The sequence below is a fragment of the Pseudomonas sp. R32 genome (assembly GCF_009866705.1).
Taxonomy (GTDB): domain Bacteria; phylum Pseudomonadota; class Gammaproteobacteria; order Pseudomonadales; family Pseudomonadaceae; genus Aquipseudomonas; species Aquipseudomonas donghuensis.
The window spans coordinates 1232307-1248489 of the sequence record NZ_CP019396.1 but is presented as its reverse complement, the minus strand read 5'-3'; the positions used below and the strand labels follow the sequence as shown (position 1 = coordinate 1248489).

At 63.6% G+C, this 16183-nt stretch carries 15 protein-coding genes; all 15 read right to left on the bottom strand.

Going from position 1 to position 16183, the window contains the following annotated elements; genetic code table 11:
* Positions 1–123 precede the first annotated feature (123 nt).
* Entirely contained in the window at positions 124–450 is a 327-nt protein-coding gene (locus tag PspR32_RS05665) for a hypothetical protein (protein ID WP_010224896.1), read from the bottom strand.
* The gene (locus PspR32_RS05660) at positions 447–1370 is read right to left on the bottom strand and encodes an alpha/beta hydrolase (RefSeq protein WP_026001410.1); all 924 of its coding nucleotides are present in this window, start codon (positions 1368–1370) and stop codon (positions 447–449) included. Before PspR32_RS05660 ends, PspR32_RS05665 begins: the two co-directional genes overlap by 4 nt.
* Positions 1342–2619 (bottom strand): flavohemoglobin expression-modulating QEGLA motif protein, encoded by a 1278-nt coding sequence (locus PspR32_RS05655; protein WP_010224900.1) that lies wholly within the window; start codon positions 2617–2619, stop codon positions 1342–1344. The genes PspR32_RS05660 and PspR32_RS05655 overlap by 29 nt, the downstream gene beginning before the upstream one ends.
* A 24-nt stretch (positions 2620–2643) precedes the next feature.
* Positions 2644–3189: a hypothetical protein gene (locus PspR32_RS05650; protein WP_036994055.1), complete on the bottom strand. Its 546-nt coding sequence runs from the start codon at positions 3187–3189 to the stop codon at positions 2644–2646.
* Between the two features lie 28 nt (positions 3190–3217).
* The gene (locus PspR32_RS05645; RefSeq protein ID WP_010224904.1) at positions 3218–3922 is read right to left on the bottom strand and encodes a TetR/AcrR family transcriptional regulator; all 705 of its coding nucleotides are present in this window, start codon (positions 3920–3922) and stop codon (positions 3218–3220) included.
* Between the two features lie 100 nt (positions 3923–4022).
* Entirely contained in the window at positions 4023–5525 is a 1503-nt protein-coding gene (lysS, locus tag PspR32_RS05640; RefSeq protein WP_010224906.1) for a lysine--tRNA ligase, read from the bottom strand.
* Positions 5526–5623: 98 nt separating this feature from the next.
* A protein-coding gene (prfB, locus tag PspR32_RS05635; protein ID WP_100782011.1) for a peptide chain release factor 2 occupies positions 5624–6719 on the bottom strand; the annotation gives its coding sequence in 2 pieces (ribosomal slippage) (positions 5624–6646 and positions 6648–6719; 1095 coding nt in all).
* A gap of 153 nt (positions 6720–6872) precedes the next feature.
* Positions 6873–7877: a response regulator gene (locus tag PspR32_RS05630; protein ID WP_010224910.1), complete on the bottom strand. Its 1005-nt coding sequence runs from the start codon at positions 7875–7877 to the stop codon at positions 6873–6875.
* Between the two features lie 51 nt (positions 7878–7928).
* Positions 7929–8942, bottom strand: a complete 1014-nt coding sequence (locus tag PspR32_RS05625) for a chemotaxis response regulator protein-glutamate methylesterase (protein WP_010224911.1) — start codon at positions 8940–8942, stop codon at positions 7929–7931.
* Positions 8939–11218: a hybrid sensor histidine kinase/response regulator gene (locus PspR32_RS05620; RefSeq protein ID WP_036994051.1), complete on the bottom strand. Its 2280-nt coding sequence runs from the start codon at positions 11216–11218 to the stop codon at positions 8939–8941. Before PspR32_RS05620 ends, PspR32_RS05625 begins: the two co-directional genes overlap by 4 nt.
* Entirely contained in the window at positions 11215–11880 is a 666-nt protein-coding gene (locus PspR32_RS05615) for a chemotaxis protein CheW (RefSeq protein ID WP_010224913.1), read from the bottom strand. Before PspR32_RS05615 ends, PspR32_RS05620 begins: the two co-directional genes overlap by 4 nt.
* Entirely contained in the window at positions 11877–13145 is a 1269-nt protein-coding gene (locus tag PspR32_RS05610) for a CheR family methyltransferase (protein WP_010224914.1), read from the bottom strand. The genes PspR32_RS05615 and PspR32_RS05610 overlap by 4 nt, the downstream gene beginning before the upstream one ends.
* Entirely contained in the window at positions 13142–13672 is a 531-nt protein-coding gene (locus PspR32_RS05605) for a chemotaxis protein CheW (RefSeq protein ID WP_036994049.1), read from the bottom strand. Before PspR32_RS05605 ends, PspR32_RS05610 begins: the two co-directional genes overlap by 4 nt.
* A gap of 7 nt (positions 13673–13679) precedes the next feature.
* Entirely contained in the window at positions 13680–15302 is a 1623-nt protein-coding gene (locus PspR32_RS05600; protein ID WP_159388186.1) for a methyl-accepting chemotaxis protein, read from the bottom strand.
* A gap of 130 nt (positions 15303–15432) precedes the next feature.
* Positions 15433–16152 carry a tellurite resistance TerB family protein gene (locus tag PspR32_RS05595; RefSeq protein WP_010224917.1) on the bottom strand — a complete coding sequence of 240 codons (720 nt, stop codon included), beginning with the start codon at positions 16150–16152 and terminating at the stop codon, positions 15433–15435.
* Positions 16153–16183 lie beyond the last annotated feature (31 nt).

Below are 16183 nucleotides of genomic sequence, written 5' to 3'. Positions count from 1 at the left end.
ACACGTGCTTTGAGCACTACCGGCGTGCAGCTTGCCATTCACCGCTCTCACTTCTGATTCTATTCCTACCTCAAGACACAAGCCGGCCTTGCCGGCGATTGGGCTGCAAAGCAGCCCCGGGGCTTACTGGACTTCTTGCGGGGTCTCCTGCCCCAGGCAGCGCACGGCCTGCTTCTTGTTGTTCACCAGAACGCCGGTCAGGCCCTTCTGCGCGGTGTCGAACAACACCAGCACACCATCAACGCATTGCGCCACCTGGTTGGCCGGCTGCAGGGAGATCTTGTAGTCCTCGCCCGGAATGGTCTTGAGCATGGTGAAATCGGACAACAGCAAGGCATCCTCAGGCTTGGCGAAATGCAGGTAACCGTAGTACCACAGGGCCGCGACGGTACCGATGATGCTGCAGACACCGGTAATGATCAGCGGGATGGCGTTGCGTTCTTCACTCATTGCGACTTCTCGTCAGGGTAATTGGGGACTTCGGCCAGGCGCCGCAGCCCGTTGAAATGGCTCGGGTCGTCCAGAAAGCGCAACATGACCTGGCGCCAGGTCTTGTCGGCAAAGGTCTGCACATGCCCGCCACGGGTCAGCTGCAACACCCTCGGTGGTGGCGCAGCCTGGTACAACTGGATGCCGTTGGCCAGCGGCACGATGGGGTCGTCGATGCTGTGGAAAAACAACTTGGGCGGCGCCTTGATCCGAGCAATCGAATGGATCGCACTGTCGCCATCGGGCACCAGCCACGACAACGGCACCTGTAGCGGCCAAGTCATCCAGGAGTTGCTCAGGGCAAACCGCCCGACCTGGCGATAGCTGGCCGGCACGCCATCGAAGACCATGGCCTTGAAGCGCTCGGCCTGCCGGGGATGCTCGGCCAGGTAGTGAATGGCCATTGAACCGCCCAGGCTTTGACCGAGCAGGACCTGTGGTTTGCCCTGCACCTCGGGCGCCTGGTCCAGCCAGTCCAGCGCTGCGGCGATGTCCTGGTAGACCTCGGGCAACTGCGGTTTGCCCTCGGACAGGCCGTAACCGCGGTAGTCGAGCAACAGCACCTGATAACCCTGCTCCGGCAACCACCAGCTGCCACCCAGGTGCCAGGCCAGGTTGCCGCCATTGCCATGCAGGTGCAGCACCGTGCCCTTGACCTCGACACCGGCCTTGGCCGGCAGCCACCAGCCGTGCAGGCGGGTGCCGTCGGCCGCGGTCAGGGTAACGTCGCGGTACTCGAGCCTGGCTTTTTCCGGGGTGAACGGCTGGCCAGGCTCGGGAAAGAACAACAGTGAACTGCAGCCGCCCAGACTCAGCAGCACCAGCAGCAGGCCCAGGGGCCTGCGCCATGCATCAGAGAATGTTCGAATAATCGGCTTCAATCCGGTCCAGGCTCAGGTGGTTGAGGAAGTTGGAGAAACACATCCAGGCCGACAGCGCGTTGAGGTCGCGAAACTGCTCCGGCAGGTACTTGGGCGGTTCCACCAGGCCTTCATCGACCAGTTGGCGCAAGGTGCGCATGTCTTCAAGGGTGGTCTTGCCGCAGAACAACAAGGGGATCTGTTCGAGCTTGCCCTTGCGCACGGCCAACTGAATATAGTTGTAAACCATGATAAAGCCCTTGAGGTAGGACAAGTCCTTGGTAAACGGCAGGCCGTTGGGCACCGACCCGCGGAATACCCGGCTGGCGTTGCCGTAGCTTTCGGCCATCTCGAAGCCCTGGGCGCGGAAAAACTCATAGACCTGCATGAAATCCGCGCCCTCCTCGACCATATGGATGGCCCGGGTACGGTTGGTCAGCTTGCGCAGGCGGCTGGGGTAGGAGGCAAAGGCGATCACCTCCATGAGGATCGCCAGGCCCTCCTGGGTCACGGTCGATGAGGGCGGGCCCTTGGCCAGGAAGGTGCAAATCGGCTGGTTGAGGCCGTTCAGGGTAGTGCCGACGTGCACCAGGCCTTCATGCACCTCCAGCGCCCGTACGTCGCGGCTGTTGAACATGGCGTCGGCGCGGATCTTGATGTAGTCGGCACCGGCGGCGGCGTCGGCGACGATACCGTCGGACTCGAACACGCGGATGGTGTCTTCAGCCTCATTGAACACTTTGTTCAGGCGGCCCTGGAGCATCTCCACGGCCTGCTTGGCGGTGAGGTTCTTCGGCTCGTCCTTGAGGTCGCCGCGGCCGTCGATGTTGTTCAGGTAATCCGAGAGCATCAGGCCCAAGTCGGCCAGGGTCGGGTCACCGGCATGGAAGGCGTCGGAGGCGGCGCCATACAGCTCTTGGGAGATCAGGCCGAAATCCTCGGTGCCACGCGCTTCGAGCATGCGCACCACCATGCGGTATTCCTTGCACATGCGCCGCATGATCTGCCCGACCGGGTTGAACTGGCCAAGCTGGCGAGTGATGTCGCGCTCGATGTTCTGGAACTCGAGCTTGACCGCCGCCGAATCGAACGACAAGGGCCGGCCCTGGTAATAGGCGCGGTCTACCGCTGGCGGCTCCTTGCCTTTGGACATGAGGAAACCCTGGCGAATGCTGTCGTCCCACTTCACCGCATCGAGCACGCGAATGGGCGTTTGCGCCAGGACAATGCGATCAGACAGGGCGCGTATCGTCTGCTGGTACTCGTCCACCCTACACTCCTTGAGTTGCAACTATCACTTGCCGGCCCGCGTGAAGCGCGCCACTTCGATGAACAGGTCGGAGTTGGCCGGGTCGTCCAGATAGGCCAGGACACGCTCGGCCGGGCTGTCGATCAGGATGCCTTCGCCGTTGTCTTCCGGCACCTCGATGGTGCGGCCACTGAGTTCTTTCTTGCGTACGGCCTGGTTGACCTGCTCGACATCGAGGTTGTAGACCACCAGTTCCTTGTTATCGAGCACTTCGAAACCGCCGATCAGGAAATTGCCGCCCAGGCGTTTGGGCACGCCGGCCGAGAGGTACCAGCGATTGCCGTGCTGGGACACAGTGAAGGCGTACTCGTCGCGCTTCTTGTCCTTGCCGATGGCCACCGCCTTGTAGGCGTTGCCACCGCTGCGGCTGATCTGCAGGGTCAATGGTTCACCCCAGGCGTCCTTGCTCGTCCATGTGCCCAACAGGGCCTTGGGCGCGGGCTTATTGGCCGGGATCGGCTCGTTGAAGGTGACCAGACAACCGCCAAGCAGCAAGAACGACAATGCCAACAGCAGGGTTCTGGCTTTCATCAACCTCTCCTTGAATTAGGTTCGCGCCTTACACCGACGCCAATACCAGATGCAGGTACCGGGTAAGAATAGCGAGCATCGGCGCTTCAGCCTGGGCGTGTTCGCCGTCGAGCAGGCCCTGATATTCCATCTGCTCGATAATCGCCGTCAACACCAGGGCATCCTGTTGCGGCTGATGCGAGCCTACCACTTGCAGCATCTGCACGGCGCCGCGCAGGAGGATCTGCTCGTGTGACTTGACCAGTTCGGCCAGCCGCGGGCACAACAGCGCCTCCTGGCGGAAGGCCTGCTCGGCCATGAGAAAGTCACGGCGGTTGTGCAACTGGCGCTGCACGTAGTCGGTGGTCATCTTCGCCACTTCGTCGGCCAGGCGCGCCCGCGACTGCGGGCTGCCATCGCCCTGGGACAACAACTGGCGCAGCACCACCTCGGTGTTTTCCCAGAGTTTGGCCAGGTAGGCCGCGCTGCGTTCGACATACTGGGCGAAGGTGTCGGTGAGCAGGTCTTCGATGTCCTTGAAGTAATAGGTGGTCGCCGACAGCGGCACCCCGGCCTCGGCGGCCACCGCACGGTGACGTACGCCACGCACGCCATCACGCACGACGATGCGCATGGCCGCATCAAGGATTTGCTGGCGGCGAAGTTCGCTACCTTCGCGGCTGGCCTTGCGGCCCTGGTACTGCACGCTTTCGGCCACCGCTGTAGCCACGCCGGCGGCGCCTTGTTGAGTCATTGCGGGAGTCACTGCTGGTCTACCCCAAACGTTGGATCCGATCGAAGAATTTATTGCAGGCATGAAAAAGCCGCCCCGGAAGGCGGCTTGTTCAGTTCGCTCAGGCCTGAGGGCGCATGTGCGGGAACAGGATGACGTCGCGAATCGATGGCGAGTTGGTCAGCAGCATCACCAGACGGTCGATGCCGATGCCTTCACCGGCGGTTGGCGGCATGCCGTATTCCAGGGCACGGACGAAGTCGGCATCGTAGTGCATGGCTTCGTCGTCACCGGCGTCCTTCTCGGCCACCTGGGCCATGAAGCGCTCGGCCTGGTCTTCGGCATCGTTGAGCTCGGAGTAGGCGTTGGCGATTTCGCGGCCACCGATGAACAGCTCGAAGCGGTCGGTGACGTTCGGGTTCTCGTCGTTGCGGCGGGCCAGCGGCGAGACTTCGAACGGGTACTGGGTAATGAAGTGCGGCTGCTCCAGCTTGTGCTCGACCAGCTCTTCGAAAATCATCACCTGCAGCTTGCCCAGGCCTTCGAAGCCGAGGACCTTGGCACCGGCGTTCTTGGCGATTGCGCGGGCCTTGTCGATGTCCTGCAGGTCGGCCGCGCTGATCTCAGGGTTGTACTTGAGGATCGAATCGAACACCGACAGGCGCACGAACGGCTCGCCGAAGTGGAACACCTTGTCGCCGTACGGCACGTCGGTAGTCCCCAGGACCAGCTGGGCCAGCTCGCGGAACAGCTCCTCGGTCAGGTCCATGTTGTCTTCGTAGTCGGCGTGGGCCTGGTAGAACTCGAGCATGGTGAACTCGGGGTTGTGCCGGGTCGATACGCCTTCGTTACGGAAGTTGCGGTTGATTTCGAAGACTTTCTCGAAACCGCCCACCACCAGACGCTTGAGGTACAGCTCCGGGGCGATACGCAGGAACATCTGCATGTCCAGCGCGTTGTGGTGGGTTTCGAACGGCTTGGCGGCGGCACCACCGGGGATGGTTTGCAGCATCGGCGTCTCGACTTCGAGGAAGTCGCGGGCCATCAGGAAATTGCGGATGTGCGCAATGACCTGCGAGCGGACGCGGAAGGTGTGACGGGTCTCTTCGTTGACCATCAGGTCGACGTAGCGCTGGCGGTAGCGCTGTTCGGTGTCGGTCAGGCCGTGGTGCTTGTCCGGCAGCGGGCGCAGCGACTTGGTCAGCAGGCGCACGCTGGTCATTTCGACGTACAGGTCGCCCTTGCCGGAACGCGCCAGGGTGCCTTCGGCGGCAATGATGTCGCCCAGGTCCCAGGTTTTGACTGCGGCCAGGGTTTCTTCCGACAGGGTCTTGCGGTTGACATAGACCTGGATACGACCGGTCATGTCCTGGATCACCATGAACGAGCCACGGTTGAGCATGATGCGCCCGGCAACCTTGACCGGAATCGCTGCAGCTTCCAGCTCTTCCTTGGTCTTGTCGACATACTGTTTCTGCAGGTCGTTGCAGTAGCTGTCACGGCGGAAGTCGTTGGGGAAGGCATTACCCTTGGCGCGCTCGGCAGCAAGTTTTTCCTTGCGCAGCGCGATCAGGTTGTTTTCTTCCTGTTGCAGGTCTTGCGGGTCGAGTTGTAAGTCGCTCATGTCGTCACATTTTCCATCACGGGTTCATTGTCCCTCGCCTTGGGCAAGGGATCGCGGGGCAAGCCCGCCCCGACAGGGAGCGGGCCGGGGCCGCGCGGTTACAGCCCTTGCTTGAGGCTGGCTTCCAGGTATTCGTCGATATCGCCATCGAGCACCTTGTCGCAGTCGCTGCGCTCGATGTTGGTGCGCAGGTCCTTGATCCGCGAGGCGTCGAGCACGTACGAACGGATCTGGTGACCCCAGCCGATGTCCGACTTGCTGTCTTCCAGGGCCTGGGAAGCGGCGTTGCGCTTCTGCATTTCCTGCTCGTACAACTTGGCCCGCAGCATTTTCATGGCGGTGTCCTTGTTGGCGTGCTGGGAACGTTCGTTCTGGCAGCTGACCACGGTGTTGGTCGGTACGTGGGTGATACGCACGGCCGAGTCGGTGGTGTTTACGTGCTGACCACCAGCGCCCGAGGAGCGGTAGGTGTCGATGCGCAGGTCTGCCGGGTTGATCTCGATCTCGACCTTGTCGTCGATCTCTGGCGACACGAACACCGCCGAGAACGAGGTGTGGCGACGGGCGCCGGAGTCGAACGGGCTCTTGCGCACCAGGCGGTGCACACCGATCTCGGTACGCAGCCAGCCAAAGGCGTACTCGCCCTTGATGTGCACGGTGGCGCCCTTGATGCCGGCGACTTCACCCTCGGACAGCTCCATGATGGTGGCGTCGAAGCCACGCTTGGCGGCCCAGCGCAGGTACATGCGCAGCAGGATGTTGGCCCAGTCCTGGGCTTCGGTACCGCCGGAACCGGCCTGGATGTCCAGGTAGGCGTTGTTCATGTCCATCTCGCCGCTGAACATGCGTCGGAATTCGAGCTTGGCCAGGGATTCTTCCAGGCCCTGGAGCACTTCGACGACGTCGTTGACGGCGGCTTCGTCGTTCTCTTCGACGGCCATGTCGAGCAGCTCGCGGGAGTCGACCAGGCCACCGGACAGTTCATCCAGGGTCTCGACGATCTGCGCCAGCATGGCGCGTTCGCGGCCCAGTTCCTGGGCGTACTCGGGCTTGTTCCAGACGTTCGGGTCTTCGAGCTCGCGGTTAACTTCGATCAGGCGGTCATGCTTGTGATCGTAGTCAAAGATACCCCCGAATGGACTCGGAGCGCTCGGTCAGGTCCTTGATGGTGTTCAGGATCGGTTGGATTTCCATGGGCGGGCAGCTCTCGTGCGTATTCTGTAGAAAAGCCGGAGAGTATAGCTGAGTTACAGCTTCAAGCGGCAAGCTACAAGCGACAAGAGGCCGGAGAAATGCCGGGCGCTGCGGTTTTTCTTGCCGCTTGAAGCTTGCCACTTGTGGCTGCTGTCAATCCACCCCAACCTGGTTGCGCCCATTGTTCTTGGCCAGGTACAGGCCCTTGTCCGCCGCCGAGATCAACTGCCGGCAATGGCTGCCGATGCCTGGGGTCAGGGTCGCCAGGCCGATGCTCACGGTCAGGACCGAATCGGGGTTGGGCATGGTATGGGCGATGTTCATGGCCTCTACGGTCTGGCGCAGTTTCTCCGCGACCAGGCGTGCACCGCCCGGCGAGGTGTTGGGCAGCACCAGGGCGAATTCCTCGCCGCCGTAACGGGCCGGCAGGTCGCTGGGGCGCGCGCAGGAGGCGCGAATGGCTTCAGCCACCTTGCGCAGTGCTTCATCCCCGGCCAGGTGGCCGAAGGTGTCGTTGAACAACTTGAAGTAATCGACATCGACCATCAGCAACGACAGCTGCGCCTGTTCACGCATGGCCCGGCGCCACTCCAGCTCCAGGTACTCGTCGAAATGGCGGCGGTTGGAAAGCCCCGTGAGGCCATCGGAGTTCATCAGCCGTTGCAGCACCAGGTTGGTGTCGAGCAACTGCTGCTGGCTGACGCGCAGGGCCCGGTAGGCCTCGTCGCGTTGCAGCAGGGTCAGGTAGGAGCGCGAGTGGTAGCGGATGCGCGCCACCAGTTCGATGTTGTCCGGCAGCTTCACCAGGTAGTCGTTGGCCCCGGCGGCAAAGGCCGCGCTCTTGACCAGCGGGTCTTCCTTGGTCGACAGGACGATGATCGGGATGTCCTGGGTGGCCGGGTTGTTGCGGTATTCGCGCACCAGAGTCAGGCCGTCCAGGCCGGGCATGATCAGGTCCTGGAGGATCACCGTGGGCTTGATCCGCACCGCCTGGGCCACTGCTTGGTGCGGGTCGGCGCAGAAGTGGAAGTCGATGTTCTCTTCGTGAGCCAGGCCACGCCGCACCGCTTCGCCGATCATTGCCTGATCGTCGACCAAGAGGACCATCGCCGAATTTTCATTCATGGTCGGAAAACCGTCGAGCGGTAAATCATTCATGCGCTGTCACCTGGTCACTGCCGGCCAGCCGGCATGGCTCAATACATATCGTCATTTTGGAAAAACTTCCATCAATCGCGAGGCGATTCGCTCCAGCGGGCGAATCTCCACGGCGGCGTCTATCGCGGCGGCTGCCTTGGGCATGCCGTACACCGCGCTGCTGTGCTGATCCTGGGCAATGGTCAAAAAGCCCTGTTGGCGCATCAGCTTCAAGCCCTGGGCGCCATCGCGGCCCATGCCGGTGAGCAACACGCCGACCGCGTCGCCGCGCCAGTAGCGGGCCACGCTTTCGAAAAATACATCGATGGAGGGCCGGTAGATCTCGTTCACCGGCTCCGCGGTATAGGCCAGGTTGCCGTTCTTGAGCAGGCGGATGTGGTGGTTGGTCCCGGCCAGCAACACCTGCCCCGGCTGTGGCGGCTCGCCTTCGCTGGCCAGGCGCACCGCCAGGCCCGACGCACTGCTGAGCCACTCGGCCATGCCGGCGGCGAACACCTGATCAACGTGCTGAACCAGCACGATCGCTGCGGGAAAGCTCTTGGGCAAGGCTTTGAGCAGCACTTCCAGGGCGGCCGGGCCACCGGCCGAGGAGCCGATGGCAACCAGGCCCTGGCGCTGGGCAGCCTCACGGACCGGCGCGGCCATGGCCCGGGTCGGGCTGCTGCGCTGCTGGCCGATCAGCCAGCCGATGTTGAGGATCTTGCGCAGCAGCGGCGCGGCGGCCTCGCGCGGGTCGCCAGCCCCCAGGGCCGGGGTGTCGACCACGTCGAGAGCGCCATGGCCCATGGCCTCGAACACCCGGTGGACATTCTGCTGGCGGTCGACGGTAACGATAACGATGGCGCAAGGGGTTTCAGCCATGATCCGCCGGGTTGCCTCGACACCGTCCATGACCGGCATGATCAGGTCCATGAGGATCAGGTCCGGCAGTTGCTCGGCACACAGCTTGACCGCCTCGGCGCCATTGCTGGCGACCCAGATCACCTCATGGGCCGGTTCGAAGGCCAACGCCCGGCGCAAGGCCTCCACGGCCATGGGCATGTCGTTGACGATGGCGATTTTCATCCCTGCGCTCCCCCGATCAACTCGACGACGGCGTCGAGCAAGGCATCATCGTGAAAACTGGCCTTTGCCAAATAGTAGTCGGCCCCGGCGTCCAGTCCACGGCGACGATCTTCTTCGCGGTCCTTGTACGAAACCACCATCACCGGCAGCGATTGCAGGCGGCTGTCACGGCGCAGCAAGGTGACCAGTTCGATACCGTCCATGCGCGGCATGTCGATGTCGGTGATCAGCAGGTCGAAGTCCTCGCTGCGCAAGGCGTTCCAACCGTCCATGCCGTCTACTGCAACGGCCACTTCATAGCCTTTGTTGCTGAGCAACTTGCGCTGCAATTCGCGCACGGTCAGCGAATCGTCGACCACCAGCACGCGCTTGCGCGCCGCCTCGCGCACGCTGCGCTGGCCGCGTTCGATACGTTCCAGGCGACCGGTGCTGAGGAGCTTTTCCACCGAGCGCAGCAGGTCTTCGACGTCGATGATCAGTACCACCGCGCCATCGTCGAGCAAGGCCCCGGCGGAAATGTCCTGGACCTTGCCCAGGCGCGCATCCAGCGGCATCACCACCAGCACCCGCTCGCCGATCAGGCGTTCGACCGCCACGCCATAGAGCATCTCGCGCTCGCGAATCACCACCACTTTGATGCTCTGCCCTTCGCCCTGGCTCGGCGGGCGATTGAGCAGCTGGCTGGCCGAAACCAGGCCGATATGCCGGCCCTCATGCCAGAAATGCTGACGGCCTTCGATCTGCACGATGGCCTCGGCCGGTAGCTCCAGCGTGCGTTCGATGTGCGCCAGCGGGAAGGCATAGGCCTCGGCGCCGACCTCCACCACCAGGCTGCGCACCACCGACAGGGTCAGCGGTACTTCAAGGTGAAAGCAACTGCCCTGGCCGCTGGCCTGGGTCAGCTCGATCGAGCCGCGCAGCTGGCGAACCATGTGTTGCACGGCATCCAGGCCGACACCGCGCCCGGAGACTTCAGTCACCCGGTCACGCAGGCTGAAACCTGGCAGGAACAGGAAGGTCAGCAGCTCGGCCTCGCTCATCTGCGCCACGGTCTCGGCAGGCGACAACTGGCGTTCAACGATGCTCTGGCGCAAATGCGCCAGATCGACGCCGCCACCATCGTCGCTGATCTCCAGCACCAGCAGCCCGGCCTGGTGCGAAGCGCGCAGGCGGATCAGCCCTTCCAGCGGCTTGCCGGCCACCAGGCGCCGTTCGGGCGACTCGATGCCGTGATCGACGGCATTGCGCAGCAGATGGGTCAAGGGCGCTTCGAGTTTTTCCAGTACGTCGCGGTCGACCTGGGTCTTCTCGCCTTCGATTTCCAGGCGCACCTGCTTGCCCAGCGAGCGGCCAAGGTCACGGACCATGCGGCTTTGCCCGGTCAGCACATCGGCAAACGGGCGCATGCGACAGGCCAGCGCGGTGTCATACAGCAGTTGCGCGCGTTGGCTGGCTTGCCAGCCGAACTCGTCGAGGTCTGAGGCCTGCTGCAACAGAATCTGCTGGGTTTCCCCGAGCAAACGTTGAGCCTGGGCCAGGGCATCCTGGACTTCCGGGCTCTGGCCGCTGCTTTCCAGTTGCTGCTTGAGGCCGTCCAGGGCGCGGATGCTTTGCCCGTGCATGCGCTTGAGGCGCTGCAGGGTGGCCAGATAGGGTTTCAAACGCTGGGTTTCGACCAGCGATTTGCTCGACAGGTCGAGCAGACTGTTCAGGCGCTCGGCAGTGACGCGCAAGACCCGCTCGCCGCCCTCACTCGTGCGCTTGCCGCTGCGCACAGGCGCTGCTTCGACCTCCGGCTCGGGTTCCAGCATGGCCGGCTCGACCAGCAGGGGTTCGGGTTCCGGCAAGGCAACGGCTGGCGGCGCCATAGCCGGCGGCGGTGCCGCGCCCGGGTCGAGCAACGCGGCCATCTGCACCAGAAAGGCTTGCACCGCGGCATCGATGCTGACGTCACCGGGGGTGGCGATACGCATCAACAGGTCAGTACCTTGCAGCAAGGCATCGATATGTTCCGGGCGCAGCAGCACGCGGCCTTCCTGGGCGCCGACCAGGCAGTCTTCCATCACATGGGCGACGCTCACCCCGGCGTCGACGCCAACAATCCGCGCCGCACCCTTGAGCGAGTGGGCCGCGCGCATGCAGGCTTCAAGCTGATCGGCCTGGGTCGGGTTGCGCTCCAGCGCCAGCAACCCGACGCTGAGCACCTGGGTCTGGGCTTCGGCCTCCAGGCTGAACAGCTCGAGCAACGAGGCATCGCGCATTTGCTCTGGGGTCATGACAGGCTCCGGTTCACGGCAGACAGCACTTGTTCTTCATCCAGCACGCGGACACTGCGCCCGCGCCATTGCAGCACCGCTGCGGTAAAACGTGTTTCACCCTGCTCCACAGCCAGGCGGTCGGGGTCCAGGCCATGGATACCATCCACTTCATCGACCTGGACCACCACCGAACCACCCGCAGCGGCAATGATCAGCATGCGCGGCATGACCCGCGCCGAGGTCGCCGCCGCGGCCTGGGGTTCAAGGCCGAGCAGATCGCTCAGCGACAGGCACGGCACCAACGCACCACGTACATTGGCCACCCCATGCAGCACCCGCGAGCGCTGGTGCGGCAGGGAATGCACCTGCTGCAACGGTGCGACTTCGACCAGGCAACGGGTGGCCAGCGCCAGCCACTCCTCGCCCAGGCGAAACAGCAACAACGAGCGGCCACTGCTGGCTTGCTCGAGGGCCGCGCTTTGCTCGTGGGCTTGCTGGGACAGCGAGTAACGGTCCAGCAGGCGCGTGGCTGCGGCCGCATACACCTCGCAGTTTCGGCAATGGATATGCGCCTCGAGCAGCGGGCAGCGCTTGTCGCCATGGACCCCGATACGGTTCCAGCAGTCGTCGATGCTGGCGGCGTCACTGGCGACCAGTTGCACGTCGTTGTCACCCATCATTGTTCAGACTCCCGGTCGGCGCGCCGTGCGGCCCGTTCCTGCAGGCGCCGGGCGCCTGCGACATCACCTTGAGAAGCCAGCAACGCGGCCAGGTGCACCAGTGCCTCCGGATGCTGGGGGTCGAGGTACAACGCCTTGCGGTAATGGCTCAACGCATCGCTGCTGTCGCCGGCGGTGTCACTGAGCAAGCCCAGCCAGTAGAACACCTGGGCATTGGGCGGGTACTGCTGCAAATAACGTGCGCAGGCAGCCTGGGCCTGGGCGCTGCTACCGGCATTGGCCAGTTGCGCAATCTGCGCCAGCAATTCGCTCGCCGACTCTTGTGCGGCGGGCCTGGCAGGCGGTGGGGCAAAAGGCTTGATCCTGCGCACCAGGGCAGGCGCCGGGCGCGGCACGCTGGCCACCGTCAGCGGCACCGTCAAGGGCACTGGAATGGCCAACGGTTTGCTCGGCGGCGCAGGCTCCATCTCGGTTTGGCGCACATAGGCAAAAGACTGGGCGATACCCACCGGGCGCATGCCCATGCGCGCCAGCAGGCTGCCCTCGGCCGGGCCGATAAACAGCACGCCCTGTTCGTGAATCAGGTTTTTGAGCACCTTGAACACCCGTTGCTGGGTGGGTACGTCGAAGTAGATCAACAAGTTGCGGCAAAAGACGAAATCGTAGCTGCCTTCGCGGGAATTCAATGCCGGATCGAGCACGTTGCCCACCTGCAAGTTGACCTGCTGGCGAACCCGATCATCGAGGCTATGGCCCTCGGCGCTCTCGCTGAAATGCCGCTCACGAAAGTCCAGGTGCACACCGCGAAACGAGTTGCGCCCATAAAGCGCCTGTTCGGCCCGGCCAATGGAGTTGGGGCTGATGTCCATCGCATCGACGCGAAAGCTGTGGGCGGCAAAGCCGCCGTCGAGCAAGGCCATAGCAATCGAATACGGCTCTTCTCCGGTGGAGCACGGCAGGCTGAGGATGCGCAGCGGGCGCAGGCCGCCAAGCTCGGCCAGGCGTTTGCGCGCCAGGGTCACCAGGGCATTGAAGGACTCCGGGTAGCGGAAGAACCAGGTTTCCGGGACGATCACCGCCTCGATCAGTGCCTGCTGCTCCTGATTCGACTGCTGCAGGCGCAACCAGTAGTCATCCAGGTCCCGGGCCTCCAGGATCGCACATCGCTGGCGCAAGGCGCGCTCGACCATCGGTGCGCCGACCGAGGCAACGTCCAGGCCGATGCGATCCTGCAAAAAGCGAAAAAAGCGCTGCTCGCCACTCATGCTTGCCCCTCGCCACCTGCCGTAACGTCGGGCGGGTACAGCAGCTCGCGTACTTCGATGCCGAGCAGGTCCTGCACACCGATACGCTGCAGCAAACCATGGGCATCCTCGCGCACCGGGCCCAGGTACGGTGCCTGCCGATTGTCCAGGCCATAAGGCTGGAACTCGGCAGGGTCGCAACGCAGGGTATCGGTGGCCTGCTCAAGGATCAGCCCCAGTAACAACGCCGGGCGCAACGGGTCGGCGCGGTAGTGCACCAGCACCAGGCGCGTGCTGGTGCGCACCGGCGCCGGCAAGCCAAAACTCAAGGCGCCGACATCGATCACCGGCACCAGCGCGCCGCGATGGGCCAGCACCCCGGCAACCCATGGCGGGGTTTGCGCAATGGGCTTGAGCGGCAGGCGCGGCAGCACCTCGGCGACTTCATGGGCGTCCAGGGCAAAGCGCTGCTCGCCGATACGGAATACCAGGTACAGAGTGCCGTGGGAGGCCGCGTCCTGGTTGCGGCGGGGCTGAAGGTCGTTCATCGGCAGGTCAGACTTTGAACCGCGACACGCCGCCACGCAGGCCGGTGGCCACCTGGCTCAGTTCGTCGATGGCAAAGCTGGCCTGGCGCAGCGACTCGACGGTCTGGCTGCTGGCATCGCCCAACTGCGCCAGGGCATGGTTGATCTGCTCGGCGCCGGTGGCCTGGGCCTGCATGCCTTCGTTGACCATCAGCACCCGCGGCGCCAGGGCCTGGACCTGATGAATGATCTGGGTCAGTTGCTCGCCGACCTGCTGCACTTCGAACATGCCACGGCGCACTTCCTCGGAGAACTTGTCCATGCCCATGACCCCGGCCGATACCGCCGACTGGATCTCGCGAACCATCTGCTCGATGTCATAGGTGGCCACGGCAGTCTGGTCAGCCAGGCGCCGCACCTCGGTGGCGACCACGGCAAAGCCGCGCCCGTACTCACCGGCTTTTTCCGCCTCGATGGCGGCATTGAGCGACAGCAGGTTGGTCTGGTCGGCGACCTTGACGATGGTTACCACCACCTGATTGATGTTGCCGGCCTTCTCGTTGAGGATCGCCAGCTTGTTGTTGACCAGGTCCGCCGCGCCCATCACCTGGTGCATGGTCTCTTCCATGCGCGCCAGGCCCTGCTGGCCGGAACCGGCGAGGATCGAAGCCTGGTCGGCAGCCGAGGTAACTTCGGTCATGGTCCGCACCAGATCGCGGGAAGTCGCCGCGATTTCCCGGGAAGTTGCGCCAATTTCAGTGGTGGTGGCAGCGGTCTCGGTGGCGGTCGCCTGCTGCTGCTTGGAGGTGGCGGCGATTTCGGTCACCGAGGTGGTGACCTGCACCGACGAGCGCTGCGCCTGGGACACCAGGTTGGTCAGCTCGCCCATCATCTCGTTGAAGCCGGTTTCGACGGCGCCGTACTCGTCCTTGCGGTCCAGGTTCAGGCGCACGCTGAGGTCGCCGCCGCTGAGCTTGTCCAGGGCATGGACAATCCGCTGCATTGGCGCGGTGATGGCGCGCATCAGCACCAGCCCGCAGGTGGTCGCGGCAAAAATGGCCAACAGCAGCGAGATGACCATGCTGAACTTCGCCGTGGACACGGCGCTGACGATCGACTCGGTCGCATTTTCGGCGGCATGACGATTGCGCTCGATCACCCCGTTCAAGTGCTTGCGTCCGTTGATCCAGGCAGGCGTGAGGACCTCGGCGAGCAGGCGCTGGGCTTCGGGGTAATCCTTCTTGCGGTAGGCATCCAGCACGATGTCCACCGCTTTGAGGTAATCCGTCTCAAGCTGGGTGAATTGGTCGAGGGTGGCCAGATCGTCCTTGTCGCGGATGGTCGACCGGTAGCTGGCCATGTGCTGCTTGAGGCGCTCTTCAAAACCCTTGTACAGCTCCATGTCGGCCGAGCTGATCTCGCGATGATCGCTCAAGCCGACCAATTGCTGGGTCAACACGTAGCTGTCGACCCAGGCGCTGCGGATCATGGAGCTGTAGTAGACCCCGGGAATGCTGTCGGTTCGCACCGCTTCCTCGCCGGCCTCAATTGCCACCAGTCGCGAATAGGCGGCGACCACCATCAGCGACATGATGGCGATAATCACGGCGAAACTCGCCAGGATCCGTTGGCGCAAGGTCCAGTTTTTCACAGTCAGCCCTCAAATGTTCTACGCGAGCAGGAAAAATGGGCAGAGTATAGCCCAGCGGCTGCGCGCATTTGCGGCTGACTTAACCGCTGGACCAGGCCAAACGGGCTAGATACTGGCCTTTAGCCCGATTTCATTGACTGGCGGCAAGTTTTACCTGGCTTTCCAGCTCGCTCTTGAGCGCAGGATCAAGCTTGAGCTGGCGCGCCAGTTCGTCCAGGTAGGCGCGTTCCATGAAATGTTCCTCGTCCACCAGCATGACACTGGCGATGTACATCTCGGCGGCCATTTCCGGGGTGCTGGCAGCGCGGGCAACGTCAGCCGGGTCCAGGGGTTTGTTCAGCTCGGCGTGCAGCCAGTGCTGCAGCGCCTGGTCGCTGGACAGCTTGACGAACTCGCCCTCGATCAGCGCCCGTTCGCGCTCATCGACGTGGCCGTCGGACTTGGCCGCGGCCACCAGGGCCTTGAGGATCGCCTGGCTGTGCTGCTCGACCTGGGCCGGCGGCAGGCGGTCGAGGGTCTGCGGCTCGCCCTGCACGGCGGCCCCCTGCTTGGCCTGCCAGTTGCCGTAGGCCTTGTAGGCGATCACCCCAAGGGCCGCCAGGCCACCATAGGTCAGGGCCTTGCCGCCGTATTTGCGAGCCTTTTTGCTGCCCAGCAGCAAGCCCATCGCCCCGGCTGCCAGGGCACCACCTCCGGCACCGGAAAGCAGGCTGCCCAGGCCACCGCCGCCCTTGCCGCCGAGCAGGTCGCCAATACCGCCGGCTTTGTCGGCGGAACCTTTGCCGGCCTGGTTCTGCAGCAGGTCCTGGCCGGATTTGAGCAGTTGATCGAGCAAGCCTCGGGTGTTCATCGGGCATCTCCAAGGGAGGAAAGAAACCCCA